The sequence below is a fragment of the Pseudomonas sp. NBRC 111139 genome, assembly GCF_001753955.1.
In the GTDB taxonomy this organism is placed as follows: domain Bacteria; phylum Pseudomonadota; class Gammaproteobacteria; order Pseudomonadales; family Pseudomonadaceae; genus Aquipseudomonas; species Aquipseudomonas alloputida.
In genome coordinates this window covers 90,028-103,163 of record NZ_BCBP01000022.1, presented here as the reverse complement: position 1 = coordinate 103,163, position 13,136 = coordinate 90,028, and the positions used below count along the sequence as shown (strand labels likewise).

Sequence of the window (13,136 nt, the reverse complement as noted above, 5' to 3'; positions counted from 1 at the left end):
GCTATGCGCCTGAAGTGGCTGACCAATTTCAACACCCTGTTGCTGGTGACCGTGTGTATCGCCTTGGGCGCCACCCTGTGGTGGTCGCAGCGCGCCCTCGAGCGCCCCTACCAGCTGATGGAGCGCTATCTGGGCCTGTCTCAGCAGTTCCAGAACCAGACGGCGCGCAATATCCAGGCCTACCTGGGCAGTGGCGATGCCCTGCGTCAGGCCGCAGCCATGGAGGCGACCCAGCAGTTGCAGGCCGCACTGACGGATTGGCCCGTAGAGCTGGCCGAGAAGTTGCGCCCCAGCCTGGATAGCCTGCAGGCCTTCACCGCCAACGAACTGCTGGCCGCCGGTAAGCTGGCCGGCGACCCACAAGCCCTGCTGCTGCAAGCCGAGCGGGAGCTGGGGGCGAACTTCGAGCAGATGGCCAGCTATGCCCGCGACAGTGGCAACGCCGAGGCCAATCGCTACTTGCTGCCCTTGCTCGACGCCACCCTGCACCTGGGGCGGCTGTCATTGGCTCGCGACAAGCTGGTCAGCAGCGGCCGCCCGGAGCTGGCCGACGAGGTGGAGCGCGAGCTGCAACTGATCCGCGCCCAGGCCCAAACGGTCGACGGCCTGCCACTGCTCGGCGTAACCCGCACTGCCGAATCCGGTGCCGACGACTTCGCTGCAATGATGGGCCTGGAATCCCGGGCCAGTGCCCAGCAGGAAGACATTGCCGTAGGCCTGAAGCGTGAATTGCAAAGCCTGCTCAACCGCTACCCGGCCGAACTGCAACGCACCCGCGAACAGATCGAGCGCCGCGTCGCGCTGGCCACCACCACCGGCCAGCACCTGGAAGCCGTACAACAGGCCATCGCCGCGCTGGAACCCGAAGTGCGCGGCCAGCATGCGAAAATCGCTGCCGAGGTGCGCATTATCCAAGGCCTCATGATCGGCCTGATCCTGCTGATCGCCCTACTGATCGACACGCTGCAACGGCGCCTGGCCCGTACCCTGACCGGACTGGCCCCGGCCCTGTCGTGCTGGGCCGAGGGCGACTTCGCCCAAGCCATCGCCCTGGGCAAGACCAACCGCGAACTGCACGACATCCAGGAGTCGCTCAACCGCCTGCGTCAGTACCTGGTGGAGCTGGTCGGCACCATCCGCCATAACGCCGAGCAGGTGGCCGGCAGCAGCCACGCCCTGGCCGGCATGAGCGCTGCGCTGCACGGCGGCGCCGAGCGCCAGGCCGGCGATACCGGGCAGATCCGCGATGCCTTGGGCGAGCTGGAAGCGACCATTCAACAAGTGGCTGGTGATGCCAGCGCAGCCGCCGAGGCCAGCCGCGATGCCGGGCGTGCGGTGGAACAAGGCCAGGCGGTAATCGGCCAAAGCCTGTCGGGCTTGCGTGAGCTGGTCGATGAAGTGCAAGGCAACGCCCGCATGATCGAACAATTGGCGGAGGAGTCGGCCACCATTGGCGGGGTACTGACGGTGATCCGCGCGATTGCCGAGCAGACCAACCTGCTGGCACTGAATGCCGCGATCGAAGCGGCCCGTGCCGGCGAGATGGGCCGTGGCTTTGCCGTGGTCGCCGATGAGGTACGCTCGCTGGCCCAGCGCACCACGGGGGCTACCGGCGAAATCCAGGCGTTGATCGACCGCTTGCAGCAGGCCGCCAGAAGTTCGGTGGCGGGGATGCGCGCGCAACTGGAACATGCCGAGGCCACGGCCAACCAAGCCCAGGCGGCGGATGGGGCACTGGATGAGATTGTCTGTGCCATTCGTACGATTGCCGATACGGCGGTGCGGATTGCCGATGTCACGGCGCAGCAGAGTGGCGCGGTGAGCGAGATTCGTGACCACAGCGAGCGGATTCACGCGTTGGGTGAAGACAACCTGCAGCGCATTGGCGAGGGGCGTGAACAGGGCGAACAGCTGCTGAGCCTGGGCGGTGAGCTGAACCGGGCCGTGCGAGCGTTCAGGGTCTGAGTCAGCGGGGTGGTCGCCAGGACAGGTGTAGCAGTTGGGTGGTGTTTGACGGGACATGTGCTGCGCCTGGGAGATCGAGCGCCGCCCGCGCGGCGCTTCGCGGGTAAACCCGCTCCTACGTTTGTTTCGGGCCAATTATTCCTGCGCATCCGTTATCATGCCGAGCACGTTCCACCTCGCGAGTCCGCCATGCGTCGCCTGTTTTTCATGCTGTTCCTGCTGCTGGCCAGCCCTGCCTTCGCCGCAGGCCTGCTCGACAACCGCCCAAGCGCCACCCTTGGCGCCGCTTCGCTGGCCAACAACGCCGACTTTCTGCCGGTACACGAGGCCTTCAAGCTCAACCTGGTCCAGGCCGATGCGCAAACCATCAAGCTGCGCTTCGTCGCCACCGATGGCTACTACCTCTACCGCCACCGCTTCCAGTTCCACACGGAACCGGCCGACATCACCCTGGGCACGCCGAACATCCCCAAGGGTGAGGCCAAGCACGATGAATTCTTCGGCGACGTCGAGGTGTACCACGGCGTGCTCGATATCGAGTTGCCACGCAAAGACCCACGCGCCTTCACCCTGCTGGTGGGCTACCAGGGTTGCGCCGACAAGGGCCTGTGCTACCCGCCGGAAACCGCACGCCTGAGTATCGATGGCGAGGGCGTTGCAAACACGCCAGCCACCCGCGAACACGGCTGGAACTGGAAGTCGCTGCTGCTGTTCTTCCTCGCTGGGGTCGGCCTGACCTTCACCCCCTGCGTCCTGCCAATGTTACCGATCCTTTCCGGTGTGGTGCTGCGCGGCCAGGTTGGTGGCGTGCGCGGCCTGGCGCTGTCGCTGGCCTACGTGCTGCCAATGGCCGCCAGCTTCGCGGTGCTCGGCGCACTGATGGGCCTGTTCGGCGCAAGCCTGAACCTGCAGGCGCGCCTGCAGTCGGCCTGGGTGCTGGTACCTTTCGCGCTGTTTTTCGTGGTGTTCGCCCTGGCCATGTTCGGCCTCTTCGAACTGAGGCTGCCCCAGGCCCTGAGCAACCGCCTGAACAACGTCGCCAACCACACCCGCGGCGGCTCGCTGCTGGGTGCAGCAGTGCTCGGTGTACTCTCCAGCTTGCTGGTTTCTCCATGTGTATCGGCCCCCCTGGCCGGTGCCTTGCTCTATATCAGCGCCAGCGGCGATGCCCTGGGTGGCGCGCTCAAGCTGTTCACCCTGGGTTTGGGCATGGGTGCGCCACTGCTGCTGGTGGCCACCGGTGGCGCGGCCTGGCTGCCCAAAAGCGGCCCATGGATGAACACGGTGAAAAACGCCATTGGCGTACTGCTGCTGGGGCTGGCCATCGGTTTGCTCAGCCGTGTACTGCCAGGCCCTGTGACCTTGCTGCTGGTCGGTTTCCTCGCCGCGGGTGTGGCACTGTTCCTCGGCGCGCTGGAATTCGTCGTCAAGACGGCGGCCCAGCGCCTGGCGCAACTGCTCGGCCTGGCCTTGCTGGTGTACGCGCTGGCTTGCTGGTACGGCGCACTCACTGGCCAGGGCGACCCACTGCGCCCACTGCCGGGGGCGTCACTGGCCGCCAGCGGCAGCCTCCCGACGGCAAAAGCCGATGCCTGGCAGACCATCACCACACCTGATGCTCTGGACGCCGCCTTGGCGCAGGCCCAGGCCGCCGGCCAGCCAGTGCTGCTGGACTGGTACGCCGACTGGTGCATCAGCTGCAAGGTGATCGAGCATGAGGTGCTCAATGCACCGCAGGTGCAAACACAGCTGGCCGGCTTCAAACTGCTGCGTTTCGACATCACCGACAGTAATGCCGAGCAACGCACGCTGCTCGACCGCTACCAGCTGTTCGGCCCCCCCGCCCTGCTGTTTTTTGCTGCGAACGGCAGCGAAATTACCGCTGATCGGGTGATTGGCGAGATAAATGCCGGTGAATTTGCGCAGATTCTGACGCGCGTGCGCGGCAAAGTCGGTCTATAACTTCCCGCGAGCCGGGAAAAATCCTGAAATGAGTGACCGGATTTAATTATTCGGTCACATACTTCGCGCGAACCTCGGACATCGTGCTGGCTATTGCCGGGAACTGGACACTTGCCGTTGCTTTACGGCACACTCGCCGCGCTGTGTCGAATTGCCCTACAAATCCAAGGAATCCGCAGATGGCAACGCTACTGGTGCTCCACGGCCCCAACCTCAACCTGCTCGGTACTCGCGAGCCAGGCCACTACGGCGCCGTGACCCTGGCTCAGATCAACCAGGACCTGGAGCAACGCGCCCGCGCCGCAGGCCACCATCTGCAGTACCTGCAGAGCAATGCCGAATACGAACTGATCGACCGCATTCACGCCGCACGCAACGAGGGTGTGGACTTCATCCTGATCAATCCGGCTGCTTTCACCCACACAAGCGTCGCATTACGTGACGCATTGCTTGCGGTGAGCATCCCATTCATCGAAGTGCACCTGTCCAACGTGCACAAACGCGAACCGTTCCGTCACCACTCCTACTTTTCCGATGTTGCCGTAGGGGTGATCTGCGGTCTGGGCGCCAGCGGTTATCGCCTGGCCCTGGAGTCCGCGCTGGAACAACTGGCTGCCAACGCACAGCCCAAATGATGAAAACCCTGGCCTAAGTGGGCCGGGGTTCGAGAGAAACGTTTCAGATACGTTTTTTTGTATTTCGCCCCCTGACCGAACCTTTGGGAGTTGATGATTAATGGATATCCGTAAAGTCAAGAAACTGATCGAGCTGCTGGAAGAGTCTGGCATCGACGAACTGGAGATCAAGGAAGGCGAAGAGTCGGTCCGTATCAGCCGTCACAGCAAGACCCCAGCTGCCCAGCAGTTCTACGCACCGGCGCCTATGGCCGCCGCCCCTGCCGCTGCGCCGGTTGCCGCTGCTGCGCCAGCCGCCGAAGCCACTGCTGCCGCCCCGGCCCTGAAAGGCACCGTGATCCGTTCGCCAATGGTAGGTACCTTCTACCGCAAGCCTTCGCCGACCTCGCCTAACTTCGCTGAAGTTGGCCAGTCCGTGAAGAAAGGCGACACTCTGTGCATCGTCGAAGCCATGAAGATGATGAACCACATCGAAGCCGATGTTGGCGGTGTCATCGACGCCATCCTGGTAGAAGACGGCCAGCCGGTTGAGTTCGACCAGCCGCTGTTCACCATCGTTTGAATCGCGGAGAGCCAACGATGTCTGGGAAGCTCGAAAAAGTCCTGATCGCCAACCGCGGGGAAATTGCCCTGCGGATCCTGCGTGCCTGCAAAGAGCTGGGCATCAAGACCGTCGCCGTGCACTCCACTGCCGACCGTGAACTGATGCACCTGGGCCTGGCAGACGAGTCGGTCTGCATCGGCCCTGCATCGTCGAAGGATTCCTACCTGCACATCCCGGCGATCATCGCTGCCGCCGAAGTGACTGGCGCCACCGCGATTCACCCGGGTTACGGCTTCTTGGCTGAAAACGCCGATTTCGCCGAGCAGGTGGAAAAATCCGGTTTCGCCTTCATCGGCCCGAAAGCCGACACCATTCGCCTGATGGGCGACAAGGTTTCGGCCAAGGACGCGATGATCAAGTCGGGCGTACCGACCGTACCGGGCTCCGATGGCCCGCTGCCGGAAGACGAAGAAGTCGCCCTGGCGATTGCCCGTGACGTCGGCTACCCGGTGATCATCAAGGCCGCCGGTGGCGGTGGTGGTCGCGGCATGCGCGTGGTGCACAAGGAAGAGGACCTGATTTCCTCGGCCAAGCTCACCCGTACCGAAGCCGGTGCTGCCTTCGGCAACCCGATGGTTTACCTGGAGAAGTTCCTGACCAACCCACGTCACGTGGAAGTGCAGGTACTGTCCGACGGCCAGGGCAACGCCATTCACCTGGGCGACCGTGACTGCTCGCTGCAGCGCCGTCACCAGAAGGTCCTGGAAGAAGCACCAGCCCCGGGCATCGATGAGAAAGCCCGCCAGGAAGTGTTCAAGCGCTGCGTCGATGCGTGCATCGAGATCGGCTACCGTGGTGCGGGTACTTTCGAGTTCCTGTACGAAAACGGCCGCTTCTACTTCATCGAGATGAACACCCGCGTGCAGGTTGAGCACCCGGTGTCGGAGATGGTCACTGGCATCGACATCGTCAAGGAGATGCTGAGCATCGCCGCTGGCAACAAGCTGTCGTTCCGCCAGGAAGACGTAGTGATCCGCGGCCACTCGCTGGAGTGCCGGATCAACGCCGAGGACCCGAAGAAGTTCATCCCGAGCCCAGGCAAGGTGAAGCACTTCCACGCCCCGGGCGGCAACGGCGTACGCGTCGATTCGCACCTGTACAGCGGTTATTCGGTTCCGCCGAACTACGACTCGCTGATCGGCAAGCTGATCACCTACGGCAAGGACCGCGACGAAGCCATGGCGCGCATGCGCAATGCCCTGGACGAGATCGTCGTCGACGGCATCAAGACCAACATCCCGCTGCACCGCGACCTGGTGCGTGATGAAGGCTTCTGCAAAGGCGGCGTCAACATTCACTACCTCGAGCACAAACTGGCCAACCAGGAGTGATCGTGTAGTGTGATGTACCAGAACCCCGGCCCTGTGCCGGGGTTTTTATTGCCTGCCTGAAGCTGGGGCCGCGTTGCGGCCCTATCGCGACACAAGGCCGCTCCCACAGGGATCGCGCCCGCTTTTAGAAATTGAGCAAGACAGTTGCTCCCACAGGTTGCGCGCATGCCTCAGGACTGACGCCGTCCTTGTGGGAGCGGCCTTGCGTCGCAAAAGGGGCGCAGCGCGCCCCCAGGGCTCTACCCCTTCATCCGCGGCATGTCGATGCGATGCTCATGCACTCGCCGATAAAGCGTCGCCCGCGAAATACCCAAAGCCCGCGCCGCATCAGCCGGCTTCCAGCGATGGCGAATCAGCGCGTCCAGCAACAACTGCCGTGCCGGGCACGACACCCCGCTTTCAGCCGAGCCAACCGCTTCACCGCGCACCTCCTGCGGCAGATCCTGAAGCCGCACCTGCCCGCCTTCACTCACCGCACAGGCATACCGCAACACCTGCCGCAGTTGGCGCAAATTGCCCGGCCAGCGATAAACCAGCAGCGCCTGCAGCGCGTCATCCGCCAACACCACCTCCACCCCGCAGGCCGCAGCCTCTTCGGCCAGCAACTGGTGAATCAGCCCCAGCCGGTCATCACGCTCACGCAAGGGGGGTAGCTCGAAACGGGCATTGGCCAGGCGGAAGTACAAGTCTTCACGAAATCGCCCGTCCTCCACCATCGCCGCCAAATCGCGATGGGTCGCACAGATCACCTGAATATCCACCCGCTCCCGCCGCGCCGCCCCCAGCGGCGCCACCTCGCCCTCCGCCAGCACCCGCAGCAGGCGGGTTTGCAGGTTCAGCGGCATGTCCCCGATCTCGTCGAGGAACAGCGTGCCGCCATCGGCCTGCTGCAACAGCCCTTGCATGCCTTTGCTGGAAGCACCGGTGAAGGCCCCGGCCACATAGCCGAACAACTCGCTCTCGATCAGGGTTTCCGGAATGGCCGCGCAGTTAAGGGTAACGAACGGGCCATCACAGCGCTGGCTTTGCTGGTGCAGCTGGCGGGCGAATACCTCCTTGCCGGCTCCGGTCTCACCCAGTACCAGCACCGCCAGGTTGCAGTCCTTGACCCGCGTGGCCAACCGCAGGTGTTGCTCGATACGGGTGTCCTGGGCCTGGCGCAAAGGCTGCGCACGCTGGCGTTGCTGCGGTGCGCTGACCCGGCCATACAAACCGCCCAGACCAGGCAGGCGCTGAGCGGACGACGCGCTCACCCGGCGCAGTTGGTCGATGTCGAACAGTTCGCCAATATGCTCAGGCAAGCGCCCCAGGCGCTCCACCAACCGTTGCCGCGCCAGGCTGTTGATTGCCTGCAAGCGGCCATCGGCATCCCAGGCCAGCAGGTAATCGGGTTGGCTCTCCACATAGCCCGGCGTGCCATGCGCGCGCATCACCCAGTGGCCCTGGGCGCTGTGCATAAAGAAAGCGTTTTCGATTTCGCGGGCGGTCTGCTCGACCAACTGGCGGATCAGGTGCTGGCTGCGCCGATCATCCGGCGACTGCAAGGCCGACACATCGACCACGCCCAACAACTCGCCCAACGGGTCGAACACCGGCGCCGCTGTGCAGGTCAGGCCGATGAAGGCGGCGCGAAAGTGATCGCGCTTGTGCACCGTGACCGGGGCCTTGCTGGTCAGCACCGCCGCCACACCGCATGTGCCCTCCTCGCCCTCCGACCAGCAGGTCCCCAGATACAGCCCGGCCTTGCGACAGTCGTTGCGGATGGCCGACTCGACCCGGTAATCGATGGTGCGCCCCTGGGCATCGGTAAGCAGCACGCAGTAGTCAGCGCCGCGCACCCGTTCGTGCAAGCGCGCCACGGCATCGCTGGCGATGCGCAGGAACAGCTCGGCGCGTTCGCGGCATTCGTTGAGCAGGCTTTGGGAAAGGATACGCGGCCCCTGCTGGGAACCGGGGTCGAGGCGGTACACATCCATGGAGCGACGCCATGAATCGAGGATCAGCGGTGGTACCGGCGCCTGCGGCAGGCGGTCGGCATTCTTCAACACCCTGCTGACGCAGTCCACATGGGCTCGGGAGTTCGCGGCAAGCATTCAGGCCCTCCGGTTCTCGTTGCTGTTTTTATCGTTGTCCGGCCATTAAGCGCCTCTGGGCATGCCCCGACAAGCACTGTGTGATTACCGGCTGGCTTGAGACGCAGCGTCTCAGCGTCTCGGCAACGCTGGCCCGGCGCTGGCACCCGGCGTCTCGCCGCCACACCCGTGAAGACCTGCCCGAACACGACCAGAACCCTCTAGCCCGGCCACTTCAGCCATCGCGAAGAAAGCTGGCACCCCGCTTGCTCCTGCCCTTGCAAACAAAAATACGAGGTGCGCCATGCCGCTACCCGCCCCGATTGTCGGGATCATTGCCAACCCTGCCTCTGGCCGCGACCTGCGCCGCCTGACCGCCAATGCCGGGCTCTATTCAAGCACCGACAAGGCCTCGGCTATCCAGCGCCTGCTGGCCGCTTTCGGCGCCACCGGCATTGGCCAGGTGTTGTTGCCCAGCGACATGACCGGCATCGCTGCCGCAGTGCTCAAGGCCAGCCAGGGCCCAGGGGCCCGTGACCAGCACTGGCCGGCCATCGAGATCCTCGACCTGCCACTGAGCCAGACCGTGGCCGATACCCGCCTGGCTACCCGGCGCATGGTCGAGCGCGGCGTGGCGATGATCGCCGTGTTGGGCGGTGATGGCACCCACAAGGCGGTCGCCGCCGAGGCCGCTGACGTGCCGCTGCTGACCCTGTCCACCGGCACCAACAACGCCTTCCCCGAACTTCGTGAAGCCACCAGCGCGGGCCTGGCCGGTGGCCTGCTTGCCAGTGGCCGGGTACCGGCCAGCATCGGCTTGCGCCGCAACAAACGCTTACTGGTGAACGTGCCTGAACAACAGCTGGCCGAATGGGCCTTGGTCGAGGTGGCCGTGTCGCCGCAGCGCTTCATCGGTGCCCGTGCGCTCAGCCGCAGCGAGGACCTCTGCGAAGTCTTCGCCTGCTTCGCCGAACCCCACGCCATCGGCCTGTCGGCCCTGTGCGGTCTGTGGTGCCCGGTGTCACGGCAAGACCCGCACGGCGCCTGGGTACGCCTGGCCCCCGACGCCGAACAGGCGCTGTTGGCGCCGTTGGCGCCCGGCCTGCTGCAAGCCTGCGGCATCACGGCCTGCGGTCCGCTGACACCCGGCGTCGCCCAGCGCCTGAGCCTCGCCAGCGGCACCCTGGCCCTGGACGGCGAACGCGAAATCGAATTTGCCGAGCATGACACCCCCACCATCACCCTCGACCACCAAGGCCCACTCAGTGTGGACGTCGAGGCCGTGCTGGCGCATGCCGCCCGCCACCACCTGCTGGCCGTCCCGCGCGGCCACCGGCTGCACCCTGCAAACCCGTGTTGAGACAACCCCGGAGAACAACAAGATGTCCAATCAACTCAGTACTGATCAACTGCTGCATGCCTATGAAGTCATGCGGACCATCCGCGCCTTCGAAGAACGCCTGCATGTGGAGTTCGCCACCGGCGAAATTCCCGGCTTCGTCCACCTGTATGCCGGCGAAGAAGCCTCTGCAGCCGGGGTCATGGCCCACCTGCGCGACAGCGACTGCATTGCCTCGACCCACCGCGGCCATGGCCACTGCATCGCCAAAGGCGTGGACGTGTACGGCATGATGGCCGAGATCTACGGCAAGAAAACCGGCGTGTGCGGCGGCAAGGGCGGCTCGATGCACATTGCCGACCTGGAAAAAGGCATGCTCGGTGCCAACGGTATCGTCGGCGCCGGCGCACCACTGGTGGCCGGGGCGGCGCTGGCGGCCAAGCTCAAGGGCCGCGATGACGTGTCGGTAGCCTTCTTCGGCGATGGGGCATCCAACGAGGGCGCCGTGTTCGAGGCCATGAACATGGCGTCGATCATGAACCTGCCCTGCATCTTCGTGGCCGAGAACAACGGCTACGCCGAGGCCACTGCCTCCAACTGGTCCGTAGCCTGCGACCACATTGCCGACCGCGCTGCCGGCTTCGGCATGCCAGGGGTCACCATCGACGGTTTTGACTTCTTTGCCGTCTACGAGGCCGCCGGCGCTGCCATCGAGCGCGCCCGCTCCGGGCAAGGGCCGTCGCTGATCGAGGTCAAGCTCAGCCGTTACTACGGCCATTTCGAAGGCGATGCGCAAACCTACCGCGCCCCTGATGAAGTGAAGAACCTGCGCGAATCCCGCGACTGCCTCATGCAATTTCGCAACAAGACCACCCGCGCCGGCCTGCTCACGGCCGAGCAACTGGACGCCATCGACGCCCGCGTCGAGGACCTGATCGAAGACGCCGTACGCCGCGCCAAATCCGATCCCAAGCCACAGCCCGCCGACCTGCTCACCGACGTCTACGTCGCCTACCCCTGAGCCGCGGATTACAAGAACAACAGGAGAACCACCATGGCAAGAAAGATCAGCTACCAGCAGGCCATCAACGAAGCCCTGGCCCAGGAAATGCGTCGCGACAGCACAGTGTTCATCATCGGCGAAGACGTCGCCGGCGGTGCCGGTGCGCCCGGCGAGGATGACGCCTGGGGTGGCGTGTTGGGCGTGACCAAAGGCCTGTATCACCAATTCCCCGGCCGCGTGCTTGACGCGCCGCTGTCGGAAATCGGCTACGTCGGCGCGGCCGTCGGTGCCGCCACCCAGGGCCTGCGCCCGGTGTGCGAACTGATGTTCGTCGACTTCGCCGGCTGCTGCCTGGACCAGATCCTCAACCAGGCCGCCAAGTTCCGCTACATGTTCGGCGGCAAGGCCGTGACCCCGCTGGTGATGCGCACCATGTATGGCGCCGGCCTGCGTGCGGCAGCCCAGCACTCGCAGATGCTCACTTCGCTATGGACGCACATCCCCGGCCTGAAGGTGGTGTGCCCATCCTCGCCTTACGATGCCAAGGGCCTGTTGATCCAGGCGATCCGCGACAACGACCCGGTGATCTTCTGCGAACACAAACTGCTGTACAGCATGCAGGGCGAGGTGCCGGAAGAGGTGTACACCGTACCGTTCGGCGAAGCCAACTTCTTGCGCGATGGCGACGACGTGACCCTCGTTACCTACGGGCGCATGGTGCATGTGGCGCTGGAGGCGGCCAACAACCTGGCCCGCCAGGGCATCGACTGCGAGGTACTGGACTTGCGCACTACCAGCCCGCTGGACGAGGACAGCATTCTGGAAAGTGTGGAGAAGACTGGCCGCCTGGTGGTGATCGATGAAGCCAACCCGCGCTGCTCGATGGCTACCGACATCAGCGCGCTGGTGGCACAGAAGGCTTTTGCCGCACTCAAGGGGCCGATCGAAATGGTCACCGCGCCACATACCCCGGTGCCGTTCTCCGACGCCCTGGAAGACCTGTACATCCCTGACGCGGCGAAGATCGAAGCCGCCGTGCGCAAGGTGATCGAAGCCGCAAGGAGTGCCGCATGAGCCAGATCCATACCCTGACCATGCCCAAGTGGGGCCTGTCGATGACCGAGGGCCGGGTGGACACCTGGCTCAAGCAGGAAGGTGACGAAATCAGCAAGGGCGACGAAGTGCTGGACGTCGAGACCGACAAGATCAGCAGCAGCGTCGAAGCGCCGTTCAGCGGCGTGCTGCGCCGCCAGGTGGCCAAGCCGGATGAAACCCTGCCCGTCGGCGCACTGCTGGCGGTGGTGGTCGAAGGCGAAGCAGAAGAGGCCGAGATCGATGCCGTGGTACAGCGCTTCCAGGCCGAGTTCGTCGCCGAAGGCGGCGCCGACCAGAGCCAGGGGCCGGCCCCTCAGAAGGCGGAAGTCGGCGGGCGCCTGCTGCGCTGGTTCGAGCTGGGTGAAGGCGGCACACCGCTGGTGCTGGTGCACGGGTTTGGCGGTGACCTCAACAACTGGCTGTTCAACCACCCGGCACTGGCTGCCGAGCGGCGGGTCATCGCCCTCGACCTGCCGGGCCACGGCGAGTCGGCCAAGGCCCTGCAGCGGGGCGACCTGGATGAGTTGAGCGAAACCGTGCTCGCCCTGCTCGACCACCTGGACATCGCCAAGGCCCACCTGGCCGGCCATTCCATGGGCGGTGCCGTCAGCCTCAACGTGGCGCGCCTGGCCCCGCAGCGGGTGGCCAGCCTGAGCCTGGTGGCCAGCGCCGGTCTGGGCGAAGCGATCAACGGGCAGTACCTGCAAGGTTTCGTCACCGCGGCCAACCGCAATGCACTCAAACCGCAGATGGTGCAATTGTTTGCCGACCCGGCGCTGGTCACCCGGCAAATGCTGGAGGACATGCTCAAGTTCAAGCGCCTGGAAGGTGTGGACCAGGCCCTGCAGCAGCTGGCAGGGGCGCTCGCCGACGGCGACCGGCAGCGCCACGACTTGCGCGGGGTCCTTGGCAATCACCCGGCACTGGTGGTGTGGGGTGGCAAGGATGCGATCATCCCGGCCATCCACGCCGAGGGCCTGGAAGCCGAAGTACAGGTGCTGCCAGAGGCCGGCCACATGGTGCAGATGGAGGCGGCCGAACAGGTCAACCAGCAACTGCTCGCATTCCTGCGCAAGCACTAAGCCCTTTTCGTGAGCCTGGAGAACAACAATGAATGACCTGAGCCACAC

10 protein-coding genes are annotated in these 13,136 nt (G+C 64.7%); 9 read left to right on the top strand and 1 reads right to left on the bottom strand.

The window, feature by feature from the left end; genetic code table 11:
- Positions 1–3: 3 nt before the first annotated feature.
- The 5 genes from BJQ17_RS07265 to accC all read left to right on the top strand — a co-directional run bounded on the left by BJQ17_RS07265 (position 4) and on the right by accC (position 6,497).
- Positions 4–1,965 carry a methyl-accepting chemotaxis protein gene (locus BJQ17_RS07265; RefSeq protein WP_004577007.1) on the top strand — a complete coding sequence of 654 codons (1,962 nt, stop codon included), beginning with the start codon at positions 4–6 and terminating at the stop codon, positions 1,963–1,965.
- Positions 1,966–2,154: 189 nt separating this feature from the next.
- Positions 2,155–3,927, top strand: coding sequence for a protein-disulfide reductase DsbD (locus BJQ17_RS07260; RefSeq protein WP_004577008.1), 1,773 nt, complete (start codon positions 2,155–2,157; stop codon positions 3,925–3,927).
- 179 nt (positions 3,928–4,106) lie between these two features.
- On the top strand, positions 4,107–4,562 hold the full coding sequence (gene aroQ / locus BJQ17_RS07255) for a type II 3-dehydroquinate dehydratase (protein WP_003255330.1): 456 nt from the start codon (positions 4,107–4,109) through the stop codon (positions 4,560–4,562).
- A gap of 100 nt (positions 4,563–4,662) precedes the next feature.
- Positions 4,663–5,124: an acetyl-CoA carboxylase biotin carboxyl carrier protein gene (gene accB, locus BJQ17_RS07250; RefSeq protein ID WP_003255332.1), complete on the top strand. Its 462-nt coding sequence runs from the start codon at positions 4,663–4,665 to the stop codon at positions 5,122–5,124.
- A 17-nt stretch (positions 5,125–5,141) separates the two neighbouring features.
- Complete coding sequence (gene accC, locus BJQ17_RS07245; RefSeq protein ID WP_003255333.1) at positions 5,142–6,497, top strand: acetyl-CoA carboxylase biotin carboxylase subunit; 1,356 nt, start codon at positions 5,142–5,144, stop codon at positions 6,495–6,497.
- Positions 6,498–6,736: 239 nt separating this feature from the next.
- Here the strand turns inward: accC and BJQ17_RS07240 are convergent, their stop codons facing one another.
- Positions 6,737–8,590, bottom strand: coding sequence for a sigma-54-dependent Fis family transcriptional regulator (locus BJQ17_RS07240; RefSeq protein WP_003255335.1), 1,854 nt, complete (start codon positions 8,588–8,590; stop codon positions 6,737–6,739).
- A 283-nt stretch (positions 8,591–8,873) separates the two neighbouring features.
- Here BJQ17_RS07240 and BJQ17_RS07235 point away from each other — a divergent pair, with 283 nt between their 5' ends.
- Genes BJQ17_RS07235 through BJQ17_RS07220 form a run of 4 tightly spaced genes read left to right on the top strand, consistent with a single transcriptional unit; the run spans position 8,874 to position 13,088 of the window.
- A complete protein-coding gene (locus tag BJQ17_RS07235) occupies positions 8,874–9,929 on the top strand; it encodes an ATP-NAD kinase family protein (protein WP_014859888.1) in 1,056 nt (351 codons plus the stop codon).
- Between the two features lie 22 nt (positions 9,930–9,951).
- Positions 9,952–10,929 carry a thiamine pyrophosphate-dependent dehydrogenase E1 component subunit alpha gene (locus BJQ17_RS07230; RefSeq protein WP_003255338.1) on the top strand — a complete coding sequence of 326 codons (978 nt, stop codon included), beginning with the start codon at positions 9,952–9,954 and terminating at the stop codon, positions 10,927–10,929.
- Between the two features lie 33 nt (positions 10,930–10,962).
- The gene (locus BJQ17_RS07225) at positions 10,963–11,985 is read left to right on the top strand and encodes an alpha-ketoacid dehydrogenase subunit beta (RefSeq protein WP_003255340.1); all 1,023 of its coding nucleotides are present in this window, start codon (positions 10,963–10,965) and stop codon (positions 11,983–11,985) included.
- Positions 11,982–13,088 carry an acetoin dehydrogenase dihydrolipoyllysine-residue acetyltransferase subunit gene (locus tag BJQ17_RS07220; protein ID WP_070095815.1) on the top strand — a complete coding sequence of 369 codons (1,107 nt, stop codon included), beginning with the start codon at positions 11,982–11,984 and terminating at the stop codon, positions 13,086–13,088. The genes BJQ17_RS07225 and BJQ17_RS07220 overlap by 4 nt, the downstream gene beginning before the upstream one ends.
- The last annotated feature ends 48 nt before the right edge of the window (positions 13,089–13,136 follow it).